Source organism: Allobosea sp. 05T439 (assembly GCF_056396005.1).
Window position 1 is genome coordinate 21,636 of the sequence record NZ_JBFTKP010000031.1, and the last position, 25,119, is coordinate 46,754.

Genomic DNA, 25,119 nt, shown 5'->3' on the forward strand with positions numbered 1-25,119 from the left:
GCGCGCTCCGGTCGGGGCAGGCATGGCGGGGGGTCAGCCGTTCTTTTCAGGCAGGTTCAGGCGGATATGGAGCTCGCGCAGCTGCTTCGGGCCGACCTCGGAGGGCGCCCCCATCAGCAGATCGACCGCTTGCTGGTTCATCGGGAACAGCGCGACCTCGCGCAGGTTGCTGGCGCCGGCGAGCAACATGATGATGCGGTCGATACCCGCTGCCATGCCACCATGCGGCGGCGCGCCATACTGGAAGGCCCGGTACATGCCGCCAAAGCGCTCGATCACCGTCTCCTCGCCATAACCGGCGATCTCGAAGGCCTTAACCATCGCCTCAGGGCGGTGATTGCGAATGCCGCCCGAGGCGAGTTCGTAGCCGTTGCAAGCGATGTCGTATTGGAAGGCCTTGATCGCCAGCGGATCGTCCTTCTGCAGCGACTCCAACCCGCCTTGCGGCATCGAGAACGGGTTATGCGAGAAATCGACCCGCTTCTCGTCCTCGTTGTACTCGTACATCGGGAAATCGACGATCCAGGCGAAAGCGAAGGCGTTCTCGTCGATCAAGCCGAGCTCCGAGCCAACCTTGTTACGGGCGGCGCCGGCGAACTTGTAGAACTTGTCGGGGTTGCCCGCTGCGAAGAAGGCAGCGTCGCCATCCTTCAGACCAAGCGCGATGCGGATCGCCTCGACCCGCTCCGGACCGATATTGTTGGCGATCGGGCCAGCACCCGCGCCTTCGCGCCACATGATGTAGCCGAGGCCGGGTTGGCCTTCGCCTTGAGCCCAGGAGTTCATGCGGTCGCAGAAGGCACGCGAACCGCCGCCCGGTGCCGGAATCGCCCAGACCTGGTTCTTCTCGTCTTCCAGGATGCGGGCGAAGACCTTGAAACCCGAACTGCGGAAATGCTCCGACACATCCTGCATCTCGAGCGGGTTGCGAAGATCAGGCTTGTCCGAGCCGTATTTGCGGATCGACTCGGCATAGGGAATGCGCGGCCAGTTCTTGGTGACCGACTTGCCGCCGCCGAATTCCTCGAAAACGCCGGCGATCACCGGCTCCATGGTGCGGAAGACGTCTTCCTGCGTGACGAAGCTCATCTCGACGTCGAGCTGGTAGAACTCGCCCGGCAGACGGTCGGCGCGCGGATCCTCGTCGCGGAAACAGGGCGCGATCTGGAAATAGCGGTCGAAGCCCGCCATCATCAGCAGCTGCTTGTACTGCTGCGGTGCCTGCGGCAGGGCGTAGAAATGGCCGGGATGCAGCCGGCTCGGCACCAGGAAGTCGCGCGCGCCTTCCGGCGAGGACGCGGTCAGGATCGGCGTCTGGAATTCCGAGAAGCCCGAGGTCTTCATGCGGTTGCGCAGCGAGTCGATGACCTTGCCACGCAGCATGATGTTGTTGTGCAGCTTCTCGCGACGCAGGTCGAGGAAGCGATATTTCAGGCGCGTGTCCTCGGGGTATTCGAGATCGCCGAACACCGGCAGCGGCAGCTCGCCTGAAGGACCCAGCACTTCGAGCGCCGCGGCGAAGACTTCGATCGCACCGGTCGCGAGATTGGCGTTCCCGGTCCCCTCGAGGCGAGCCTTGACCTTGCCGTCGATGCGGATGACCCACTCGGCCCGAATCTTCTCCGCTTCGGCGAAAGCCGGCGAGTCCGGATCGATCACGACCTGGGTCATGCCGTAATGGTCGCGCAGATCGATGAAGAGCACACCGCCATGGTCGCGGATGCGGTGGCACCAGCCCGAAATGCGAACCTGATTGCCGATATCGCTCTCGCGAAGGGCGCCGCAGGTGTGGGAGCGATAGCGATGCAAGGTCACGGGACTCGTCTCTCGGAAATGCGAAGGAGCCGGCGCAAGGCCAGCTGAAACCTTCGGCGTAAGCACACGCAGGCGCGCGGATTGTCAAGAATGGCAGCGATAATCGTGATGCGCGAAGCCGGCATTCCAGCTGTTCGCCGCAAGGAGGCGGCAGAGGCCGTCGCACCATGGTGTGAAGGTTTCAATACGTAGACAAGGCAGATGACCTTGTCCGGGCCCCGAAGGACAGGCCCGTTCTTCTGAAGGTCATGCGGCGCCGGCGAGCAGAAGCATGAAACGCGGACTCGACGGACAACCCGTTCCTCCGCTAAGCCGCTAATCATGAGCCTCATCACCACCACACAGGATCTGGCCGAGGCGTGCGCGCGGCTGGCCCAGCATCCCTTCGTCACGGTCGACACCGAATTCCTGCGGGAGACGACCTATTATCCGAAGCTCTGCCTGATCCAGCTCGCCTCGCCCGACGAGGCGGTGCTTGTCGATCCGCTCGCCCCCGAAATCGACCTCGCGCCCTTCCTGGCGCTGATGGCCGACCAGAACGTCGTCAAGGTGTTCCACGCCGCACGGCAGGACCTCGAGATCATCTGGATCATCGGCAAGATGCTCCCGACCCCGCTATTCGACACGCAGGTCGCCGCAATGGTCTGCGGCTATGGCGACTCCGTCGGTTACGAGCAGCTCGCCAACGACCTCGCCAAGGCGCGGATCGACAAATCCTCGCGCTTCACCGACTGGTCGCGCCGACCGTTGACCGAGGCGCAGCTGACCTATGCCGAGTCCGATGTCACCTATCTGCGTGACATCTATCTCGCCCTATCGGCCGATCTCGCCGCCAGCGGCCGTGAGGGCTGGGTTGCCGAGGAAATGGCGATCCTGAATTCGCCAGGCACCTATGAGGTCAGGCCCGAGAACGCCTGGCAGCGCCTGAAGGGCCGGATTCGCAAGCCCAAGGAAGTCGCGCTGCTGATGGAGATCGCCGCCTGGCGGGAGCGGGAGGCGCAAAGCCGCGACGTGCCGCGCCAGCGGGTGCTGAAGGACGATGCGCTGATGGATATCGTTCAGCGCGGTCCGCGCTCGGTCGAGGCGCTGGCGGAGCTTCGCTCCGTGCCGAACGGCTTCGAGCGCTCGCGGGCCGGCGGCGAGGTGCTCGCGGCGATCGAGCGCGGCCTGGCGCTCGATCCCAGGACCCTGCCCCGTCTCGAACGCGAGCGCGGACGCCCGACCAATGGCGCCGTACTCGACCTGCTCAAGGTGTTGCTGAAGGCGACCGCCGATGCCGAACGCGTCGCCCCCAAGATCCTGGCCTCGACCGACGATCTCGAGGCCATCGCCTCGGACGACCTGGCCGATGTACCGGCCCTGCAGGGTTGGCGCCGCGAAGTCTTCGGCAACAAGGCGCTGGCGCTGAAGAACGGGCAGCTGAGCCTGAAGATCTCCCGCGGGCGCGTGACCGTCGCCTGAGCGGCCGATGATCTAACCTTCTGCGCTTGCAGCAGCCTTCCCGAAAGCCGTCCGCGTTTCGGGCCTATGCCTTGCGTCAGAGACGCCCTGTCTCGTCGTCACGAGCGAAGCAATCCCCTCAGGCAGAGGCCGGGATTGCTTCGCCGCCGCGCCCCTCCCATGACAGACGAGGCTAAGGCCAGCGTCTCGTGCTGATGCTCACGCCGCCTTCTTTCGCTCGGCGATGCGCGCCAGATCGGTCAGCAACCGGCGCGTGCCCTTGAGCCGCTGCTCCGCCGTCTCGAAGTCGTCGATGAAGACGACGCGCATGTCGGGACGGACCTTGGCCAGCGTTCCCTGCTTCGCGACATAGCCGACCAGCCCCTCGGGATTGGCGAACTCGTTGTCGCGGAAAGCAACGATGATGCCCTTCGGTCCGGCCTCGACCTTCTCGACATTGGCCCGGCGGCAGAGCGCCTTGATCGCCACGATCTCCAGAAGTTGCTGCACTTCTTCCGGCAGCGGCCCGAAACGGTCGACCAGCTCGGCACCGAAGGATTGGATCTCGCCATCCTCGTCGAGCGTCGAGAGCCGCTTGTAGAGGGTCAGGCGCAGCGTCAGGTCGGTGACATAGTGCTCGGGGATCATCACCGGCGCGCCGATCTGGATACTTGGCGACCATTGGCTTTCGGCAACGATGTCGATGCCGGCCTTGAGCTGCGCCACCGCCTCCTCGAGCATCTGCTGGTAGAGTTCGTAGCCGACCTCCTTGATGTGCCCGGATTGCTCGTCGCCGAGCAGGTTGCCGGCGCCACGGATGTCGAGATCGTGGCTGGCGAGCTGGAACCCCGCACCCAACGTGTCGAGCGATTGCAGAACCTTCAGCCGGCGCTCGGCCTGCTCGGTCAGCTTGCGATTGGCCGGCATGGTGAAGAGCGCGTAGGCGCGGATCTTCGAGCGGCCGACGCGCCCGCGCAGCTGATAGAGCTGGGCGAGGCCGAACATGTCGGCGCGATGCACGATCAGGGTGTTAGCCGTCGGGATATCGAGCCCGGACTCGACGATCGTGGTCGAGAGCAGAACGTCGTACTGGCCCTCGTAGAAGGCCGTCATCACGTCCTCGAGCTGGCCCGCCGCCATCTGGCCATGGGCAATGCCGACCTTGGCCTCGGGTACCTGCTTGTCGAGGAAGTCCTTGACCTCGGCGATGTCCTCGATGCGCGGCACGACATAGAAGCTGCGGCCACCACGATAGCGCTCGCGCAGCAACGCCTCGCGCACGATCAGCGGATCGAACGGCGTGACGAAAGTCCGCACGGCCAACCGGTCGACCGGCGGGGTCGCAATGATCGAGAGCTCGCGCACACCCGTCATGGCGAGTTGGAGCGTACGCGGTATCGGCGTGGCCGACAGCGTCAGCATATGCACCTCGGCGCGGAACTCCTTCAGCCGCTCCTTGTGGTTGACGCCAAAATGCTGCTCCTCGTCGACGATGACGAGGCCGAGATCCTTGAACTCGACGCCCTTGCCGAGCAGGGCATGGGTACCGACGACGATGTCCATGGTGCCGTCGGCGATGCCCTGCTTGACCGCCTTGAGATCCTGAGCCGAGACGAAGCGCGAGGCCTGGCCGACCTTCACCGGCAACCCCGCAAAGCGCTCGGCGAAATTCCGGTAATGCTGGCGGGCGAGCAATGTCGTCGGCACCACGACCGCGACCTGCTTGCCGGCCAGCGCCGTCGTGAAGGCGGCACGCAGCGCCACCTCGGTCTTGCCGAAGCCGACATCGCCGCAGACCAGGCGGTCCATCGGCCGACCGGCCGCGAGATCGTCCAGTACCGCATCGATCGTGTTCTGCTGGTCTTCCGTTTCCTCGAACGGGAAGCGAGCCCGGAATTCATCATAGAGCCCGTCCGGCGGAACGAGGCGCGGCGCCTCCTTCAGCGCGCGGGCGGCAGCGATCTGGATCAGCTTGCCCGCCATCTCGCGGATGCGCTGCTTCAGCTTGGCCTTGCGCGCCTGCCAGCCACCGCCGCCAAGCCGGTCAAGAGGAACCTCGGTGTCCTCCGAGCCATAGCGCGAGAGCAGCTCGATATTCTCGACCGGCAGGAACAGCTTGGCATCGCCCGCATAGTGGATTTCGAGACAATCATGCGGCGCTCCGGCCGCCGTGATGCTCTGCAATCCAATGAAGCGGCCAATGCCGTGATCGACATGGACGACAAGGTCGCCGGGCGCGAGCGATGACAGCTCGGCGATGAAATCCTGCGGCCGGCGCGTCTTGCGGCGCGGGCGCACGAGGCGGTCGCCCAGGATGTCCTGCTCGCCGATGACCGCAAGCTTGCCGGCCTCGAAGCCGGTCTCGAAGCCCCAGACCGCGAGTGCCGTGATGCCGGGCTTCAGATCGAAGGCCGCGCGCAGGGACCCCGTGGTCTGTACGGTCTTGAGGCCATGATCGGCCAGCACATGGGCCAGGCGTTCGCGGGAGCCCTCCGACCATGCCGCAAGGATGACGCGCCGGCCATCGGCCTGCAGCGCTTTCACATGGGCGACCGCCGCATCGAAGACGCTGCCGGCATTGTCGGCGCGCTCGGCCGCAAAGCTTCGACCCTGGCGGGCGCCGAGATCGACGATCAGCTTGCCGTCGCTATCGGGCAGCTGGAACGGCGTCAGCGACGCGACGCCGGCATTGTCGATCACGCCGCGCCATTCGGCCGGGGACAGGTAGAGCGCATCGGGTGGCAACGGCTTGTAGGGCGTCCCTCCCGTGCCGCCCTGGTCGAGGGCGGCCTTGCGCGCATCGTAGTAGTCCTTGATCAGGCTGATGCGCTCGCCGACCGCATCCTCGGCCTGCGCGTCGAGAACCAGCGGCACATCCGGCAGATAGGTGAAGAGCGTGTCGAGCCGGTCGGCCAGCAAGGGCAGCCAATGCTCGAGCCCCGCAGGCCGCCGGCCTTCGCTGACCGCCTCGTAGAGCATGTCGTCACGGCCGGGCGTGCCGAAGCTCGTGATATAGGACTGGCGAAAGCGCTTGATGCTCTCGCTCGTCATCTGCGCCTCGGACATCGGCACGAGATCGAGTCCGCGCAACTGGCCCGTGGTGCGCTGCGTCTCGGGGTCGAAGGTCCGGATCGATTCCAACGCGTCGCCGAAGAAGTCGAGGCGGATCGGCGCAGGCATGCCGGGCGGAAAGAGATCGACGATGCCACCGCGCACCGCGAACTCGCCGGTCTCGCGCACCGTCGAGGTCCGCAGGTAGCCGTTCATGTCGAGCCAGCGTGCGAGTTGCTCTGTGTCGACCATGTTGCCTGGCGCAGCCGAAAAGCTCTCCGAGGCCACCTTGCTGAAGGCCGGCACGCGCTGCAGCGCGGCGTTGACCGTCGTCAGCAGCAGACGCGGCTTGTCGCCTGACTTGGTCTTGGCCAGTCGCGACAACGTCGTCATGCGATGGGCCACGATGGCAGGAGCCGGCGAGACGCGGTCATAGGGCTGGCAGTCCCAGGCCGGGAAGCTCATCACCTCCAGATCGGGCGCCACGAACTGGAGCGCATTTTCCAGAACCTGCAGCCGCTGCCCGTCACGCGCGACGAAGACGAGCATTGCCGCGCCTTCCACCTTCTTCGCCCGGGTCCGGACGAGATCGGCAAGGACGACGGCGTCGAACCCGTCCGGCACGCTGGCGAGCGTCGGCTTGTCGCCCCGCTTCAGCGCGTCGAGGATGCGGTCGATCTGCAGCTTGGCGAGCTGGGCGGGGGGCGGAATGCTCATATCGGATTGTCGCTGCGTGCTCAGACGTGAATCGGCTTGCTGTGGTTGTGGAACGCCTTCAGCCGTCGGAACACGGCCGTATCGTAGTTCACCGGCACCTCGGCCTCTCCTGTGATCCAGGACAGCAGGTCTCGGTCGAGAACCTCGATCAGTTGCTCGAACTCGTCGAGTTCGGCATCGCTCAACGTGCCGATCTCGGCGTCGGCGAAGCGGCCCATGATCAGGTCCGTCTCCCGCATGCCGCGATGCCAGGCACGGAACAGGATCTTGCGGCGGCGCGGATCGAGATCGGCACTGGTGCGGGAAGAGCCACTCATCGTAAGCCTCGCATGAAATGCAAATGGCGGAACGGGCCGGCCCCGTCGCGGAACCTGCCGATGCAGGCTATATAGCGATGGTGTCGGGGCGAGTCAGTGGCCGAACCGCCGCGTTTCCCGCAATTCCGGTTCCCACCCGAGGCAGATGCGTCCTTCCCTGCTTGATCCGCTCTTTGCTCCCGCGACGATATTGCCCGGCGTCGGCCCCAAGCTCGGCAAGCTTCTGGACAAGCTGCTCGGCGACGAGACGCAGCCAGCGCGGGTCGTCGACCTGCTCTTCCACCTTCCCACGGGCGCGATCGATCGTCGCCCCAGCGCCAGCATCGCCGACGCTCCGGTCGGCGATGTCGCGACCTTTTCGGCCCGTGTCACCGAGCATCGCCCGGCCCCGCCCGGCAAGGCCAAAGCTCCCTATCGCGTCATCGTCGAGGACGAGACCGGGGACGTGACCCTGGTCTTCTTCCATGCCGATGTCCGCCATCTCCAGCAGACGTTGCCGGTCGGCGAGTTCCGCATCATCTCGGGCAAGCTCGAGCTCTGGGACGGTATGCGCCAAATGGTCCACCCCGACCGCATCATGGATGCCCGGGCCTTCGCCAGCCTGCCGTCGATCGAGCCGGTCTACGGCCTGACCGAAGGCATCGGGCCCCGCGTCATGACACGCATCGTGGCAGCAGCGGCGGAAAAATGTCCGGAGCTCGCCGAATGGCAGGACCGCAGCTTTCTGCAGAAGGCCGGCTTCGCCTCCTTCGCCGAGGCCATCCGTGCCCTACACCACCCGCCGGACCTGCGCGCCGTCGAGGGTGACACGATCGCACGCAGGCGCGTTGCCTATGACGAATTGCTGGCGAGCCAGATCGCGCTTGCCCTGGTGCGCCGGCAGCAGAAGAAGGCAGCCGGGCGCGTCACCGCCGGTGACGGCCGCATGCTCAAGGCGATCGAAGCAGCCCTGCCCTTTTCGCTCACCGATGGCCAGCGCCAGGCCGTGGCCGATATCCATTCGGACATGGAGAAGCCCGAGCGCATGCTGCGTCTGCTGCAGGGCGATGTCGGCTCGGGAAAGACCGTTGTCGCCCTGATGGCGATGGTCGCAGCCGCCGAAGCCGGCCGGCAATCGGTGTTGATGGCGCCAACCGAAATCCTGGCGCGCCAGCATGCCGAACGGCTGGCGCCGCTGGCAGAAACGGCCGGGCTCAAGCTCGCCCTGCTGACCGGCCGCGAGAAAGGCGCCGGCCGACGCCAGGTGCTCGAGCGGTTGGCGAGCGGCGAGATCGCCATCGTGGTCGGCACCCATGCGCTGTTCCAGGAAGGCGTCGTCTTCCACGATCTCGCGCTGGCGGTGGTCGACGAACAGCACCGTTTCGGCGTCCATCAGCGCCTGATGCTGGGCTCGAAGGGCGAGGCCGTCGACGTGCTGGTCATGACGGCAACGCCGATCCCGCGCACCTTGGCGCTGACCTGGTTCGGAGACATGGATGTCTCGGTGCTCGCCGAGAAGCCGGCCGGCCGCAAACCGATCTCGACACGCGCGATCTCGCTCGAACGCTATGACGAGGTCGTTGGCGCAGTCGGCCGCGCGGTGGAGGCCGGCGCGCAGGTCTATTGGGTCTGCCCGCTCGTTCAGGAATCGGACACGCTCGATGTCGCCGCCGCGCAGGAGCGCTTCGAGGAACTGGGGGGGCACTTCGGCGCCAGGGTCGGGCTGCTGCATGGCCAGATGCCCGGGCGCGACAAGGACGCTGCGATGGCGGCCTTCGTTGCCGGCGAGACGCGCATCCTGGTGTCGACCACCGTCATCGAGGTCGGGGTCGACGTGCCCAATGCCAGCGTCATGGTGATCGAGCATGCCGAGCGCTTTGGCTTGGCCCAGCTCCACCAGCTACGCGGGCGGATCGGGCGCGGCTCGGCCGCATCGACCTGCCTCCTGCTCTATAAGGGGCCGTTGGGTCCGGTCGCGGAAGCGCGATTGACCATCATGCGCGAGACCGAGGACGGCTTTCGGATTGCCGAGGAAGATCTGCGCCTGCGTGGCGAAGGCGAGGTGCTCGGCACGCGCCAGTCCGGATCCCCCGACTGGCGCGTTGCCCGCCCCGAAATCGATGGCGATCTGCTGGCCGCCGCTCGCGATGATGCGCGGCTCCTGATAGAGCGCGACCCGCACCTCGCCGGCGAACGCGGCGAAGCCGTCAGGACGCTGCTCTATTTGTTCGAGAGGGACGTCGCGATCAAGCTTTTGCGCGCCGGCTAGATCGTCGGACCGGATATCGTATCCGGTCCGACGATCTAGCCATCTGTGATTGCATCGGCTTTCCCGAAAACCGCAATCCACTTTTCGGGCCGATGCTTTAGCGCTGGAGATCCTGCGGGAGATCAATCCCGATCAAGCGGCCGTAGCGCGGGATCGGCATCGTCCGGGTGTGCCTTCGTGAGAACCACAATGGACCCAATCAGCAAAGCCGTGTGGTGCGTCGAGAGCCGCTTCGCCTCCGGGATCTCGCTCGACGAGATCGCCTCGGTCAGCGGCGTCTCGCGCTTCCATCTCTGCCGCGCCTTCGGCAACGCGACCGGCCGCTCGGTGATGCGCTATGTGCGCGAACGCCGGCTGACCGAAGCCGCCCGGAGACTGGCGAATGGCGCGCCGGACATCCTCTCCGTCGCGCTGGACTGGGGGTACGGCTCTCACGAGGCCTTCACCCGCGCCTTTCGCGAGCAATTCGGCCTCACGCCCGAAGAACTGCGCGAGCGGCGCGACCTCTCGGCGCTCAAGCTCGTGGAGCCCATCGTCATGGACGCAAGCCCAACCGTTATCCTGGAAGAACCCCGCTCACTGACCGGCAAGAGCATGCTCGTTGCCGGGTTCGGCAGCCGCTACACCTATGAGACCACTGCCGGCATTCCGTCGCTCTGGCAGAAGCTCACCCCGCATTTCGGCCATGTCCCGGGCCAGATCGGGGGCATCGGCTACGGGGTCTGCTACAACGCCGACGACGAGGGCAGCTTCGACTATCTCGCTGGCGTCGAGGTGAAATCCTTTTCCGACCTGCCACCCGAATTCGACCGCATCCGCATTCCCGAGCAGAACTATGTCGTGTTCCTGCATCACGGCCATATCTCGGGCATCAAGGGCACATTCGACGCAATCTGGCGCGACTGGCTGCCGAAGAAGGGCTGGAAAGCCTCGGAAGGGCCGAGCTTCGAGCGCTATGACGAGCGCTTCGATCCGCAAAGCGGTACCGGAACCGTCGAAATCTGGGTTCCGTTGAAGGCCTGACGACCTCCCGGACCAAAAAGGACGGCAAGTCCGCAGATCAGTTCTGGGACTTGCCGTTGCCTGGTGGCGCCTTCGAGCCATTCTCCCCCGGCTGGATCAGCCCGGCGGACATGATGAGCTTGGCGCCGTCCTCCACGGAGATTGAAAGCTCCACCACCTCGCGACGCGGCAGGTAGAAGAAGAAACCCGTGGTCGGGTTCGGCGTGCAGGGCAGGAAGACGCCGATCTGTTCGCTGCCATCCGGCAGCCGTGAGCTGATCTCGGGCGCCGCCTCCTGAGAGATGAAAACGATGGACCACATGCCCGGCTGCGGGAACTGCACCATGCCGACCTTGCGGAACGATGTGCCCGATTGCGAGAATATCGTCTCGAAAACCTGCTTCACGCCCTTGTAGAGGCCGCGGATCACCGGCATCCGGTGCAGGATCGCCTCCCCAGCATCGAGCAGGGTACGCCCGACCAGGTTGGCCGTCAGGAAGCCGAGCAGCGTCAAGCCGATCAATCCGATCACCAGCCCGAAGCCGGGGATCGGATAAGGCAGATAGGTCTCGGGCAGATAATTGTTGGGGATCAGCGGCTTCACCACCCCGTCGATCAGGTTGATGAACCACCAGGTCACCGAAGCGGTGATCGCCAGCGGCCCCGCGATCACGAGCCCGGTCAGGAAATAGCGGCGTAGCCGCGTGCCCGCAGTCGGCCGCAGCAAATCCGGCTGAAGCATGTGGCTGGGATCAGGAGGGCCGTCTAACGTCATGGCGGTCCGGGAATCCGATCTCCACAGGGCGTGCTTGCCTCGGCGGCGCTGCATCGCGATATGAGCAGGATAGCCGAGCCGGTGCTGCTGACCAGCCCCGTCTCACGTGCCGACGCGAATGCGGATGGATTTCGTGACCGAAACACCCCGGCAACTCCGCCGCTGGTACAGGCCGCTGATGTTCGCCGCTGGTTGGGTGTTCACGGGAATCGGGGTTATCGGCCTCGTGCTGCCGCTGATGCCGGGAACAGTCTTCCTGATTCTCGCGGCCTGGTGCTTTTCGCGGTCTTCGCCTCGCTTCGAGGCCTGGCTGCTTGGCCATCCCAGGCTGGGTCCGCACGTCCGTCGCTGGCGCGCAACCGGCGCGATCGACCGTCGGGCGAAATGGATCGCCTGCGGCTCCATGCTGTTCAGCTTCGGACTGGTGGCGCTGAGCGACGCTCCGCCTGTCGCGCTCTGGGCCAGCGGCGCCAGCCTGCTCGCCGCCGGAAGCTATGTCGCGAGCCGGCCGGAGCCGACCCGCCAGGATTGATCACTCGACCGAGGATTGATCACTCGACAGTGACGGATTTTGCCAGGTTGCGCGGCTGGTCGACGTCCTTGCCCATGAAGACGGCCGTTTGATAGGCGATCATCTGGATCGGGACTGCATAGACGATCGGTGCGAAGAGCGGGTCCATATCCGGCATCACGATCGTCACCTCGGGCTCGATGCCACATTCGGCAGCGCCCTTGGCGTCGGTGATCAGGATGATCCGGCCGCCACGTGCCGCGACCTCCTGCATGTTGGAGGCGGTCTTCTCGAACAGCGTATCATGCGGTGCGATGACGATGACCGGCATGTCCTCGTCGATCAGTGCGATAGGACCATGCTTCAGCTCACCTGCCGGATAACCTTCGGCGTGTATATAGCTGATTTCCTTGAGCTTCAGAGCGCCTTCGAGCGCCATCGGGAAGCTCGTGCCCCGGCCGAGATAGAGCACGTCGCGTGCCTTCGACAGCTTTCGGGCGAGCTTCTCGATCTCGGGTTCCAGCGTCAATGCCTGCGCCATCAATCCCGGCAGCGCGATCAGCTCGCGGACATATCGGGCCTCTTCCGCCTCCGAAAGCGTGCCGCGGGCGCGAGCCGCCGCAAGGGCCAGGCTCGCGAGCGCGGTCAACTGGCAGGTAAAGGCCTTGGTCGAAGCCACGCCGATCTCCGGCCCGGCCAGGGTCGGCGCCACGACATCGCTCTCTCGCGCGATTGTCGAGGTCGGCACGTTCACGACGGCAAGGACGTGCTGCCCTTCCTGACGGGCGTAGCGCAGGCAGGCAAGCGTATCGGCGGTTTCACCCGATTGCGAAACGAAGAGCGCGAGACCGTCCTTGGGCAGCGGCGCCTCGCGATAGCGGAACTCGGAGGCGACATCGATCTCGACGGGCAACCGCGCCAGCTTCTCGAACCAGTACTTCGCCGTCAGTCCCGCATAATAGGCGGTTCCGCAGGCCGAGATGGACAGCCGCGACAGCGCCTTCCAGTCAAAGGGGGCATCGAAGGGCAGGCGCACGGTTCCCGCAGCCATGTCCAGATACTTCGTCAGCGTATGGCCGACGACCTCCGGCTGCTCGTGGATCTCCTTGGCCATGAAATGATGGTAGTTGCCCTTCTCGACCAGGAAGGTGCCGGCGGCGACCCGCTGCGCGCGACGCTCCACCTGCGCGCCCGTGACGTCGTAGAAGGTCGCGCCTTTGCGATGGAGCACGACCCAATCGCCTTCTTCCAGATAGGCGATGAGATTGGTGAAAGGGGCCAACGCCAACGCGTCAGAGCCGAGATACATCTCGCCATCGCCGACGCCGACCGCGAGCGGCGAGCCCTTGCGAGCGCCGATCAACAGGTCTTCCTCGCCCTGGAACAGGAATGCGAGGGCAAAGGCACCGCGCAGGCGTGGCAGGCTGGCTGCAACCGCCGCAACCGGATTCTTGCCCCGCTCCATCTCGCTGGTGACGAGATGGGCGACGATCTCGGTATCGGTCTCGGTCTCGAAGACGCGGCCCGCAGCTTCGAGCTCGGCGCGCAGCTCGCGGAAGTTCTCGATGATGCCGTTATGCACGACCGCGAGCTTCTCGGTCGCATGCGGGTGAGCATTGGTCTCGTTTGGCTTGCCATGCGTCGCCCAGCGCGTATGGCCGATGCCGATCATCCCATCGAGCGGCTCGTTCGACAGGCGGATCTCGAGGTTCCTGAGCTTGCCCTCGGCACGGCGGCGCGTGAGCAGACCCTTCTCCAGCGTCGCGACGCCGGCGGAATCATAACCCCGATATTCGAGCCGCCGCAGCGCCTCGACCACCTGAATGGCTACGGCTTCCTTGCCCAGGATCCCCACAATGCCACACATGCCCGACCTCTTTGAGTGTTGCCGTTGCCGGCCCGTGTAGCTGCGAACGCCAAAAACACCCAATCACGTTGAATGTCAGACTGTGAACAGGCGGTTTCGGCGTCGATTCAATCCGTATTCTTGGCCGCGCTCAGCTTCCTGACCTTTGCCCTATCTCGGAACACCTTCGCCCAACCGTCCCGCCCGACTTGCCTGCCGCGAGCGATCGCCAGCCCGTCAGGCGGAACATCGGAGGTGATGACCGAACCGGAGCCGACATAAGCCCCATCGCCGATCGTCACCGGGGCAACCAGCGACGAGTTCGAACCGACAAAGGCGCCGGCACCGATGGTCGTCTTGTATTTGAAGAATCCGTCATAATTACAGGTGATCGTACCGGCACCGATATTGGCCTCGGCGCCGACGCTCGCATCCCCGATATAGGTGAGATGGCTGACCTTGGCTCCTTCCCCGATATCCGCCGCCTTGATCTCCACGAAGTTCCCGACCTTGGCCTTGCGCGCCAGCTTCGCGCCGGGGCGCAGCCGGCCATAAGGCCCGACACTCGCCTGCGGGCCAACCTCGGCGCCCTCCAGATGCGAGAAGGCATGAATCACCGCGCCATCGGCAACGCTGACGCCGGGGCCAAAAACGACATTGGGTTCGATCAGGACATCGCTGCCGATTGTCGTGTCGTAGCTGAAGAACACGGTCTCGGGCGCAATCAGCGTCGCACCCTCCTTCATTACCGCCAGGCGCTTGCGGCGCTGGAACTCTGCTTCCGCAGCAGCGAGTTGGGCGCGGTCATTGACGCCCTGCACTTCGCTTTCGGGGGCGCTCAGCGCGACCACCTTCAAGCCTTTGGCGCGAGCGAGCGCCGGGGCGTCGGTCAAATAGAATTCGTTCTGGGCGTTCGAGCTGCCGATTGAATCGAGAATGGCAAGTGCGTGCCGACCGTCCAAGGCCATCAGCCCGGCATTGCAGAACCGGATCGTCCGCTCGGCCGCGCTCGCATCCTTGTGCTCGACGATCGCTTCCAGCACGCCGTCGCGCATCACAAACCGCCCGTAGCCAGTCGGGTCGGCAGCCTCGAATCCCAGCGCCACAACCGGCGCACCATCGGCGAGCCCAGCCCGCAGCGACAGGAAGGTCTCGGGCCGAACCAGCGGCGTATCCGCGAAGGCGACGAGGATATCGTCATAGCCCTCGGCCAGCGCCGCACGCGCCGCCAGCACCGCATGCGCCGTGCCGCGGCGCTCGGCCTGGACGAAGACGCGTGCCGACGGCAGGAGCGCCTCGACCTCGGCTGCGACGTCCGGCCGATCCGGCCCGATCACCACCGCGACCGCATCTGCCCCCGCCGCAGCAACTGCCGCGAGCGCATGACCGAGCAGCGAGCGGCCGGCCATCTCATGCAGCACCTTCGGGCGCTGCGATTTCATCCTTGTGCCCTCGCCCGCGGCGAGAATAACTGCAAGGCAGGTACGTCCGGGCTGTATTTCGGTCATGATTGTCGGCTTCCCTGCGGATCTAGCCTTTCGCTCCCGTGACCCTGACGGTGTCGCGTGGGCGATTTGGTGCATGGTGGCATTGCGGTCGCCGTGGATAGCCGATCCTGATGGCATTTGCCAAAACCTCCGGAGAGATCTTCGGCCGGCGTATTCGAGGGGCGAGACGCAATGGCAATACCTTTCCGCCGGCAACGCAAACGCGTTGCCCAAGTCGCTGGCCGCACGCAATTTTTAAGCGGCGACCGCTTTTCAGCCAGCCGGGAAATGATCTAGAAGCGCTGGGGTGCGACTGCGCCGCCCGCGTATGTTGGAAATAATGTCGAAATCCTTGAATCGCCGATGGTTTCTGGAGGGTGCGGCGTACAGCCTCGCCGCCGCGCCGCTTATGGGCACGAGCCCTGCATTTTCTCAGGCCAGCTGGGCCGCAACTGTACAGTCGGTGATCGCGGAAGGTCAGCGTTTCGATGCCGCACTGGTTGTCGAGGCCGCCCGCATGCTGTCGCGGCGCCCGATGGTTCCGGTGACGACCAATGATCTGCCCGAAGGCTACGCCACCCTGCCCTTCGACCAGTTCTCCGGGATTCGTGCGCAACCCGGCGGCCTGATCTGGGCTGGAGAGAACCGCGGCTTCACGGTCGAGCCGCTGCATCGCGGCTACGTCTTTTCTGCTCCCGTCAGCCTGTTCACGGTCGAAGACGATGTCGTGCGCCGCGTTGCGTTCGATCGCGGCAAGTTCGACTACGGCAAGGTTGCTCCCCCCCCGGCGGGCGTCGATCTGCAGTTCTCCGGCTTCCGGGTCTCCGCCGGGCTCGAGCGGCCTTACGAGGTTGCGATCTTCCAGGGCGCGACCTTCTTCCGCGCCGTGGCGCGCGGCCAGAACTTCGGTGCGCTGGCGCGCGCGCTGATCCTGCGTCCCGGCGAGACGCGGGGCGAGGAGATTCCCTTCTTCCGCGCCTTCTGGATCGAGCGCCCCAATCCGGCATCGGGCATGCTCGTGATTCACGCCCTGCTCGATTCCGAGAGCCTGTCAGGTGCGGCCCGGATGACTCTGCGCCCCGGCGACGTCACATTCATCGATGTCGAGATGACCCTGTTCGCGCGGCAGGTGTTGGACCATGTCGGCTTCGGCTGCACCACGGGCACCTTCATGTCGGGGCCTCAGAGCCGCCGGACCTTCGACGACGTCCGCCCGGCCGTGCACGAGGTCTCCGGTGTCCAGATGCTCACCGGCGCCGGCGAATGGATCTACCGCCCGGTCAGCAACCCGACCAATCTGCAGGTCTCTTCTTTCGTCGACACCAATCCGCGCGGCTTCGGTCTCGTCCAGCGGGAGCGCGATCCGGCAGCGTTCCAGGATGACGACCAGCGCTTCGAGCTTCGCCCCAGCGTCTGGATGGAGCCGCTTGGAGAATGGGGAGCCGGTTCAGTCCAGCTGATCGAGATCCCAAGCGATTCCGACATCAACAGCAACATCATTTCCTACTGGCGGCCGCGCCAGCCGATCGCCGCGGGCAGCGAAACCACGATCGCCTATCGCCAGGCCTGGTGCTGGCAGCCACCCGAGCGACCACCGCTCGCCCTGGCCACGCGCATGCGTCAAGGCCGCGGCACGCAGGGTCGGCGTCGACGGTTCATGGTCGAGTTCACAGGTGACAAGCTGGCGGACCCCGCTGTGGTTGCCGCGACGCGCGCCAATATCACGGCGACGACCGGGGCGATCCAGGGTTTGCGTCTTTGGCCTTATCCGGAACGCAAGCTGATGCGGGTCCGCTTCGAGGTCGACCCTGGCAATGAGAATCTCTCCGAACTGCGCCTTGTGCTCGAAGCCGGCGGCCAGCCCGTATCGGAAACGTGGTTGAATCGATGGACGTGGTGACCGAGATGCCGCCGCGCGCGGTCGAAACCGCTCCCCGTCCGGGCTTGCCCCGTCCGGAGGCAGCGACCCCGCCTGAGAACCGGCTGGTGATGCCGGTCCAGTCCTTCCGCAGCTGGAAGGCCTCGGAACGCCGCAAGCCCGCCGCACCATTGGCCTGGACGACGCCGTGGCTGAAGCGCCTCTTCGTCTTCGGTGGCGGTCTCGCGCTCACCGCCTATGGCGCCTGGGAAATGTACCATGTCGTGTCGGTCAGCCGCACGACCTTCCTGCAGTACGTCTTGCTGCTGCTGTTCACGGTCAATTTCTCGTGGATCGCACTCGCCTTCACCAGCGCACTGATGGGGTTCTTCGGCCTGCTGTTTAGGACCGGCCGGACCGAACGGGCGGAATCCCTCCAGCATCGCACCGTCGTGGTGATGCCGATCTACAACGAGTCGACCGCGCGAACCTTCGCGGCGCTGGCCGCGATCCGGGAATCGGTAGAGGCCACGGGCCTCGGGGCGCATTTCGACTATTTCATCGTCTCGGACACGACCAATCCTGATGTCTGGATCGCCGAGGAGCGCGCCTTTCTCGCTCTGCGTGAACGGCTCGGCCCCGGCGCGCGCGTCTACTACCGGCACCGCCCGAAGAACCATCACCGCAAGGCCGGCAACATCGCCGATTTCGTCACCCGTTGGGGCGGTGACTACGAGCACATGGTCGTGCTCGACGCCGACAGCCTGATGACCGGCACCTGCATCGTGCGCCTCGCTGTCGCGATGGAGGCCGATCCCGACGCAGGAATCATCCAGTCGCTGCCGCTGATCATCAATCGCAACACCTTCTTCGCGCGGCTGCAGCAATTCGCGGCACGGGTCTACGGACCGGTGATCGCGACCGGCCTCGCCATGTGGTCGGGCCGCGACGGCAATTACTGGGGCCATAACGCGATCATTCGCACCAAGGCCTTCGCCGATCATTGCGGACTGCCCGATCTGAACGGCAAGCCGCCCTTCGGCGGACATGTCTTGAGCCATGACTTCGTCGAGGCCGCGCTGATGCGCCGCGCCGGCTGGTCGGTCTATATGCTTCCCGACCTGACGGGTTCGTATGAGGAGAGCCCGCCCTCCCTGATCGACATATCAGTGCGCGACCGCCGCTGGGCGCAGGGCAATCTCCAGCACTCGCGCATCATCGGCGCGAAGGGTTTCGTCTGGTCGACGCGCCAGCATTTCGCCACCGGCATCATGGGCTATCTCGCCTCGCCGTTCTGGTTGATGCAGCTCGTGGTCGGCATCCTGATCGTGCTGCAGGTCAATTACGCGCGCCCTGAATACTTCACCCAGGAGTTCACGCTCTTCCCGGTCTGGCCGCGCTTCGACCCCGAGCGCGCCTTGAACCTGTTCGCCCTCACCATGGCGATCCTGCTCGCACCAAAGCTCTTTGGGCTGCTGCTGACCCTGTTCGACGGCAAGCTGCGGCGCGCCTGCGGCGGTACCATCCGGCTTATTCTCTCGTCGCTGCTCGAGATCCTGTTCTCCGCCTTCTTCGCGCCGATCATGATGCTGATCCAATCGGGTTCGGTCTTCCAGATCCTGCTCGGACGCGACACGGGCTGGAACCCGCAGCGCCGCGACGACGGCTCGATTCCGTTGAAGGACATCATCCGGCGCCACCGAATGCACACCGCACTCGGCGCCATCGCCGGTATCTCGGCCTTCATGATCGCGACCTCGCTCTTCGCTTGGATGTCGCCGACGATCGTGGGTCTCGTGCTGGCCATTCCGCTGTCCTGGGCATCGGGCCAGCTCGCGCTCGGGCTCTGGCTGAAGCGGCACAAGCTCCTGGTGACGCCGGAGGAAGGCGACCCGCCGGCGATCGCGCTGCGTGCCAATGCGCTGCAGGAGGAATTCGCCAAGGCGGGCTTCGACGAAGCCGACGGCCTCAAGGCGCTGCATGCCGATCCGCGCCTGCGTGCCGAGCACGACATGATGCTCCCCGAGGGGCATCCGCGCCGCCGCGGTGAAGTCGAGCCCGAGCGCGCCGTCGCACAGGCAAAGCTGGTCGACGCGGAAACGATCGACGAGGCCGCGATCTGGCTGAAGCCGAGGGAACGTATGGTCGTGCTTCACGACCGCGCTCTGGTTGGCTTGCTGTCCTCGTTGCAGCCGTCGAAGGACTAGACGGGGAAGCTCGTCAGTTTCGGAGCGACGGCGGGGGACGGGAAACAGATCGCCGGTCGTCGTCTGCCCTGCATACCCGCGACGCTGCGCTTGAGCGTCAGCCATTCGCTACATGGCCGCCTTCTGAGCGCCCGGTCGCTTCGCAAGCGGCTGCGGCCTCAGAGCACGCTGCATTCAAACCAGCATCCCGGCCGGGCGGCTTCGGCGGCTCGGAGCTGTGGCCCATGCGGGAAGAGAGCCTTCACTGGCCCGGTCAGGGTTCCCTGGGCTTTCCGGTCGCCGGAAGATCCGCGGTTCCGCATCATCCCAGCCGAAATCACCAGCCTCGTGCCAACGCGCATTCGCCGTCTGGCGCTTAAGTCCTCGGGCTGCTCACTGCCTGGTGAGGACATCCTGGATCGCCCGAGCGGCGACGGCGTGGCCATTCTCGTTCCAGTGAGCATCCGCCGCGAACTCGAATCGCCGCTGGTTGCGAGCCCAGTCCTCGGCGAAGACGGGGTGCAGGTCGAGGAAGGCGATCCCCGCCCGTGATGCGGCCTCGGCGGCGATACGGTTGAGCTTCAGCGCCGGGCTGTCGGGGCGGCCGGCGTAGATCGCGCTGCGATCGCCATCCATGGCCACCAGCAACTGGGCGCCGATACTGCGGGCCTGCGCCGCAAGGCGGACCATCATGTAATCCGTCGCGGCGCGGATATCGGCCTCGCGACTCAGCACCGACGCGACATCGATATTGGCCGCAAAGCGCGTATCCTCGGCCTGGGCCGGCCCGAGGAACGCATCCAGCAGAGCCTGCGGGCGCACCTGCCAGCGATAGAGGAAATAGCGCGCCGTCGCGGTCTGCCTGAGCCACTCCACGGCGCGGGGACGCCAGGGCTCAGGCGCGATCTCGCCTAGAACCTTGCCGCCCTCGACACGCAGCTTCAGGAAGCTCGACGTATACCGGCCCGGCGTGAAGACAAAGCTCTCGTCGAAGTCGTTATGGACCAGCAGCACGACGATCTGGTCCGGCCTCGCCGCCAGCACCTCACGGTCGATCATCTGGATATATTGGCTGAAGGGTGCCCCGGCGATGGCGTAGCGGTAGACCTCGACGGGGCCCGCGCTGGCAAGGCCACCCTGAATCACGTCGGCGACGCTGCGCCCGACCGGAACCTGCAGGGCCTCGACGAAGCTGTCGCCGACAAAGGCGACCCGTCGACGCCCGGGAATGCGCTCGGCCGGATAATCCGGCAAGGGCGAATTCCACCCCTTGGCGTTGATCGAGAATGGCGCCGCGATCTCGTCGCGCACGCGCCAGACGCCGGTCTGGTTCGGAGCATAGCGCACGAGTTCATTGGCGAAGTCGTTGCGCGGCACGTCGCTGCCCGGCAGCACGAAGCGAAACAGAACAAGCTCGCAAAACGCGAGAAACACCAGCAGGCTGGCCAGCGACACGCCAAGATTGATCAGGCCGTTGCGCAGGCGGGAGCGAGGTTTCTCCACCGTCATGCTCCCGCTCATTGCTCTAGTCGATATCCTCGACTTCGACCTCGGTGCCATAGACGCGCTGCGCGAGCGACGCCTCCATGAACGGGTCAAGATCACCGTCGAGCACGTCCGACGGCGCCGTCGAGCTCACTCCGGTGCGCAGGTCCTTCACCAGCTGATAGGGCTGCAGCACATAGGAGCGAATCTGGTGGCCCCAGCCGATATCGGTCTTGGAGGCCGCCTCGGCATTCGCCTTTTCCTCGCGCTTCTTCAGCTCGACCTCGTAGAGGCGGGCGCGCAGCATGTCCCACGCCTTGGCGCGGTTCTTGTGCTGTGAACGCTCCTGCTGGCAGGTGACCGCAATCCCCGTCGGGATATGCGTGATGCGCACCGCCGAATCGGTCGTGTTGATGTGCTGCCCGCCGGCGCCCTGGGCGCGGTAGGTGTCAATCCGGCAATCCGATTCCTTGACGTCGATAACGATCCGGTCGTCGACGACGGGATAGACCCAGACGGATGCGAAGCTGGTCTGCCGGCGGGCGTTCGAATCGAATGGCGAGATGCGCACGAGCCGGTGCACGCCCGATTCGGTCTTCAGCCAGCCATAGGCATTGTGGCCCTTGAACTGCAGCGTCGCCGACTTGATGCCGGCCTGATCGCCATCCTGATAGTCGAGCATCTCGACCTTGAACTTCCGCCGCTCGCCCCAGCGCCGGTACATGCGCAGCAGCATCTCGGCCCAGTCCTGGCTTTCGGTACCGCCGGCGCCAGGATGGATTTCGACATAGGTATCGAGCATGTCGGCCTCTCCGGAGAGCAGTGTCTCGACCTGCCGGCGTGCCGCTTCCTGCTCGACAGCCTTGATCGCGACTTCGCCTTCCGTGATGGAGGCGGCATCACTCTCCATCTCGCCCAGCTCGATCAGCGTCAGGGCATCGTCGAGATCGCGCTCGAGCTTCAGGATGCCGTTGATCTGGTCTTCGAGCGAGGTCCGCTCGCGCATGAGCTTTTGTGCCTGCTCGGCATCGTCCCAGAAGGTGGGGCCTTCGGAAAGTGCGTTCAGCTCCGCGAGGCGTCGTTGTGCGACATCCCAGTCAAAGATGCCTCCTCAGCAGTCCAATCGACTGCTTGGCGTTATCAAGTTGGGTCTGAACTTCAGGACGCATGATGCCAGCAGAACTTTCCTTGATGGGATTCGATCCGGCATGCCGGACGGAGCTGTTCAGATAGGGGCGAAAGGCGCGGGTGTAAACGGCACAGAATGTTTTCCAGCCTCCGCGAGGCCATCAGAGAGGTGCAGTCATCTCCACGAGCTTCGCCACCGTGTTCATGTTGCGCGCCGTGCCGGGGTCGCAGGCCGGAATGCGCAAGCGTGAATCCGCCATCCCGTCGCCATAAAAGATATAGACTTCGCGCTGGGCGAGATGCACCAGCTCACCCCGGATACCGCGGGCATGGTCCAGGGTGTCAGCGGGAAGCGGCTCGTCGACGAAGATCGCCACCGTGCGGTTACCAGGCTTGTCCGAAAAGGGATTGCGCGCCAGCACCCCGGACATCTCGGCGGCAGATCTGACCAGCACACCGACTGGCTTTCCCGCATGGGTCCGGAGTTTGTCCTCGAGCACCGACTTGATCTGCGCTTCGTCCGCATCGCTCGTGAACACCACATTGCCGCTGGCGATATAGGTGCGCACCTGGCTAAGGCCAGCTTCCTCGCACATCGCCTTCAAAGTGGTCATCGGGAGTTTTCCCGTTCCCCCGACATTAACCGCGCGCAACAGGGCTATATAGGCCGTCATGGCGTCTCGCCGCATGCAGAGTTCGGCCCAATGCCGGCGCCCTCGCCGGCCGGGATACAGAACGCCGGCGCGAGACACGGGGCCGATCTGGCCTTCGCTCCCACGCCGGCGATAACGGATCTAGTACAGGCCGCCGGTGCCGGACCCGACGCTGCGCCCGCCGCCGGGAGAGACGTTGAACGGCGCGCCGCCACCCTCACCCGCAGCACCGATGACCGAGTAGCTGTCGGGCGGAGCGGTACCCGGCTTGAAGGCTTCGAGAATGCCGCCTTCGCCACCGGCACGCATGCCGCTGCGCGGATCGACGCGGATCAACTTGATGCCGGCCGGCACGCGGAACGGCGTCGCCGGCTTGTCCTTCAGCGCAGCCATCATGAAGTCGCGGAAGATCGGAGCGGCATATTGGCCGGCCGTCGCCGAGTTGCCCAGCGACTTCGGCTTGTCGAAGCCCATATAGACGCCGACCGCGAGATCCGGCGAGAAGCCGACGAACCAGACGTCCTTGGCCTCGTTGGTCGTGCCGGTCTTGCCCGCGAGTGGCTTGCCGACCGACTTGACCACCTGCGCCGTGCCGTTCTGCACCACGCCTTCGAGCAGTGAAACCATCTGGTAGGCCGTCAGCGGATCGAGCACCTGGTCGCGATTGTCGATCAGGCGCGGCTCCTTCTGGCTCGCCCATTTGTCAGCATTGCAGCCTTCGCAGACGCGCTGATCGTGACGATAGATCGTGCCACCAAAGCGATCCTGGATGCGGTCGATCAAGGTCGGACGAATGCGCTTGCCGCCGTTGACCAGCATCGAATAGGCCGCCGTCATGCGCATTACGGTGGTTTCACCGGCGCCGAGCGACATCGAGAGCACCGGCAGCATGTCGTCATAGATGCCGAAGCGACGGGCATATTCCGCGATCAGCGGCATTCCGACATCCTTGGCAAGGCGGACCGTCATCAGGTTCTTGGAGAACTGGATGCCGTAGCGCAGGGTGCGTGGCCCGGTCGACTTGCCATCATAGTTCTCAGGCCGCCAGACACCGAGGCCGCCGCCCTGATCGACCTCGATCGGCGCGTCGAGCACGATGCTCGACGGCGTATAGCCGTTGTCGAGCGCAGTGGCGTAGACGAAAGGCTTGAAGGACGAGCCCGGCTGGCGCAGCGCCTGCGTCGCGCGGTTGAACTCCGACTGGTCATGCGAGAAGCCGCCGACCATGGCCAGCACGCGGCCGGAATACGGATCCATCACGGTGATGGCACCGTTGACCTCGGGCATCTGGCGCAGGCGGACCTGGCCGGGCCTGCTGTCAATCGGCTCGACATAGACGACATCGCCGACCGAGACGGCCTGGGCGACGCGGGCGCGTCGGGTCCAGCGGATGCCGTCACCCGTCAGCGTCACGGTATCGCGCTCGGTCCGGAGATGACCGGAATTCTCGCGTCCCGGATGCAGGCCGAGTCGCGCGCTGTCGCCACTGACATCGAGCACGACGGCAAGGCGCCAGGGCGCCACGTCGCCGAGCACCGGCAAGTCGCCGAGCGCAATGCCCCAGTCGCGCGCGCTGATGTCGAGCTTCTGGATGGCACCGCGCCAGCCGCGCGCCTCGTCGAAGCGCACGAGCCCGTCGACCAGCGACTTACGGGCAAGCAGCTGCATCTTGGGATCGACGGTGGCGCGCACGGAAAGGCCGCCCTCGAGCAGCTTCTTCTCGCCGTAGCGATCCTGCAGTTCGCGACGAATCTCTTCGGCAAAATAGCCGGCCGCGATGTTGTTGGGTGAAATCGTACGCGGGTTGACGCCGAGCTGCTGCTTCTTGGCGGCCTCGGCCTCCTCGCGCTTGACCACACCGTTCTCCGCCATGCGATCGAGCACGTAGTTGCGACGCTCGATCGCCCGTTCGCGATTGCGGAAGGGGTGAAGGTCGGTCGGAGCCTTGGGCAGAGCCGCGAGATAGGCGACCTCCTGCAGGTTCAGCTCATGCACCGACTTGCCGAAATAATTCAGTGCGGCAGCGGCAACGCCGTAGCTGCCCTGCCCTGGTGCCGGAGCTCCGAGATAGATCTCGTTCAGGTAGAGCTCGAGGATCTTGTCCTTGGAATAGGTCCCCTCGATGCGCAGCGCGATCAGCGCCTCGCGAATCTTGCGCTCCAGCGACTGCTCCGAGCCGACGAGGAAGTTCTTCGCAACCTGCTGGGTAATGGTCGAGGCGCCCTGCGGCCGGCGACCGGACGCGCGGTTGCGAAAATTCGTGATCGCCGCGCGGACAAGCCCCTCAGGGTCGACACCCATATGCTTGTAGAAATTCTTGTCCTCAGCCGAGAGATAGGCGTCGACGACCAGCTTGGGAATCGCCTGGATCGGCAGATAGAGGCGGCGCTCGCGGGCGAATTCGGCGATCAGGCTGCCGTCACCGGCATGCACACGACTCATCACCGGCGGCTCATAGTTCCGCAGCTGCGCCGAGTCGGGCAGATCCTTCGAATAATGCCAGATGAACCCGCCGGCCACGACCGCGCCGATGACGAATACGATCGTGCCCGCAGCGAATAGCCACCCGAAGAGTCGCAGAATAAACCGCATCTAAGGCC

Annotated in this window: 16 protein-coding genes; 6 read left to right on the forward strand and 10 right to left on the reverse strand. The window is 65.2% G+C overall.

From position 1 onward, the window contains the following. Positions 1-33: 33 nt before the first annotated feature. Positions 34-1,809, reverse strand: coding sequence for an aspartate--tRNA ligase (aspS, locus tag AC1DIO_RS26370; RefSeq protein ID WP_441505598.1), 1,776 nt, complete (start codon positions 1,807-1,809; stop codon positions 34-36). 327 nt (positions 1,810-2,136) lie between these two features. On the opposite strand from aspS, the gene rnd reads away from it, so the two are divergent. Beyond that, complete coding sequence (rnd, locus tag AC1DIO_RS26375) at positions 2,137-3,276, forward strand: ribonuclease D (RefSeq protein ID WP_441490008.1); 1,140 nt, start codon at positions 2,137-2,139, stop codon at positions 3,274-3,276. 198 nt (positions 3,277-3,474) lie between these two features. On the opposite strand, the gene mfd is transcribed toward rnd, so the two are convergent. Both mfd and AC1DIO_RS26385 read right to left on the reverse strand, forming a co-directional pair. Beyond that, positions 3,475-7,023, reverse strand: coding sequence for a transcription-repair coupling factor (mfd, locus tag AC1DIO_RS26380; protein ID WP_441490007.1), 3,549 nt, complete (start codon positions 7,021-7,023; stop codon positions 3,475-3,477). Positions 7,024-7,043: 20 nt separating this feature from the next. Then, positions 7,044-7,340 carry an FAD assembly factor SdhE gene (locus AC1DIO_RS26385; protein WP_441490006.1) on the reverse strand — a complete coding sequence of 99 codons (297 nt, stop codon included), beginning with the start codon at positions 7,338-7,340 and terminating at the stop codon, positions 7,044-7,046. A gap of 145 nt (positions 7,341-7,485) precedes the next feature. On the opposite strand from AC1DIO_RS26385, the gene recG reads away from it, so the two are divergent. Both recG and AC1DIO_RS26395 read left to right on the forward strand, forming a co-directional pair. Continuing rightward, positions 7,486-9,588 (forward strand): ATP-dependent DNA helicase RecG, encoded by a 2,103-nt coding sequence (gene recG, locus AC1DIO_RS26390; protein WP_441505393.1) that lies wholly within the window; start codon positions 7,486-7,488, stop codon positions 9,586-9,588. Positions 9,589-9,777: 189 nt separating this feature from the next. Further along, the gene (locus AC1DIO_RS26395; protein WP_441505392.1) at positions 9,778-10,611 is read left to right on the forward strand and encodes an AraC family transcriptional regulator; all 834 of its coding nucleotides are present in this window, start codon (positions 9,778-9,780) and stop codon (positions 10,609-10,611) included. A gap of 37 nt (positions 10,612-10,648) precedes the next feature. Here the strand turns inward: AC1DIO_RS26395 and AC1DIO_RS26400 are convergent, their stop codons facing one another. Then, positions 10,649-11,332, reverse strand: a complete 684-nt coding sequence (locus AC1DIO_RS26400) for a DUF502 domain-containing protein (protein ID WP_441490003.1) — start codon at positions 11,330-11,332, stop codon at positions 10,649-10,651. Positions 11,333-11,498: 166 nt separating this feature from the next. On the opposite strand from AC1DIO_RS26400, the gene AC1DIO_RS26405 reads away from it, so the two are divergent. After that, positions 11,499-11,897 carry a YbaN family protein gene (locus AC1DIO_RS26405; protein WP_441490002.1) on the forward strand — a complete coding sequence of 133 codons (399 nt, stop codon included), beginning with the start codon at positions 11,499-11,501 and terminating at the stop codon, positions 11,895-11,897. A gap of 19 nt (positions 11,898-11,916) precedes the next feature. Here AC1DIO_RS26405 and glmS read toward each other — a convergent pair whose 3' ends face one another. Then, the gene (gene glmS, locus AC1DIO_RS26410) at positions 11,917-13,743 is read right to left on the reverse strand and encodes a glutamine--fructose-6-phosphate transaminase (isomerizing) (protein ID WP_441490001.1); all 1,827 of its coding nucleotides are present in this window, start codon (positions 13,741-13,743) and stop codon (positions 11,917-11,919) included. Between the two features lie 107 nt (positions 13,744-13,850). Next, a complete protein-coding gene (gene glmU, locus AC1DIO_RS26415; protein WP_441490000.1) occupies positions 13,851-15,230 on the reverse strand; it encodes a bifunctional UDP-N-acetylglucosamine diphosphorylase/glucosamine-1-phosphate N-acetyltransferase GlmU in 1,380 nt (459 codons plus the stop codon). A gap of 442 nt (positions 15,231-15,672) precedes the next feature. Here glmU and AC1DIO_RS26420 point away from each other — a divergent pair, with 442 nt between their 5' ends. Then, positions 15,673-17,109: an OpgD/OpgG family glucan biosynthesis protein gene (locus AC1DIO_RS26420; protein WP_441489999.1), complete on the forward strand. Its 1,437-nt coding sequence runs from the start codon at positions 15,673-15,675 to the stop codon at positions 17,107-17,109. Positions 17,110-17,114: 5 nt separating this feature from the next. After that, the gene (gene mdoH / locus AC1DIO_RS26425) at positions 17,115-19,274 is read left to right on the forward strand and encodes a glucans biosynthesis glucosyltransferase MdoH (RefSeq protein WP_441505597.1); all 2,160 of its coding nucleotides are present in this window, start codon (positions 17,115-17,117) and stop codon (positions 19,272-19,274) included. 372 nt (positions 19,275-19,646) lie between these two features. Here mdoH and AC1DIO_RS26430 read toward each other — a convergent pair whose 3' ends face one another. The 4 genes from AC1DIO_RS26430 to AC1DIO_RS26445 form a co-directional block, all read right to left on the reverse strand. Next, positions 19,647-20,762, reverse strand: coding sequence for an SGNH/GDSL hydrolase family protein (locus AC1DIO_RS26430; protein ID WP_441505391.1), 1,116 nt, complete (start codon positions 20,760-20,762; stop codon positions 19,647-19,649). Positions 20,763-20,778: 16 nt separating this feature from the next. After that, positions 20,779-21,907, reverse strand: a protein-coding gene (gene prfB, locus AC1DIO_RS26435) for a peptide chain release factor 2 (protein WP_441489997.1) whose coding sequence is annotated in 2 segments (ribosomal slippage) — positions 20,779-21,837 and positions 21,839-21,907 — 1,128 coding nt in all. Because the reading frame shifts where the segments join, the coding sequence is not laid out codon by codon here. A gap of 120 nt (positions 21,908-22,027) precedes the next feature. Continuing rightward, positions 22,028-22,540, reverse strand: coding sequence for a DUF1697 domain-containing protein (locus tag AC1DIO_RS26440; RefSeq protein WP_441489996.1), 513 nt, complete (start codon positions 22,538-22,540; stop codon positions 22,028-22,030). Between the two features lie 120 nt (positions 22,541-22,660). Further along, entirely contained in the window at positions 22,661-25,111 is a 2,451-nt protein-coding gene (locus AC1DIO_RS26445; protein ID WP_441505390.1) for a penicillin-binding protein 1A, read from the reverse strand. Positions 25,112-25,119: the final 8 nt, after the last annotated feature.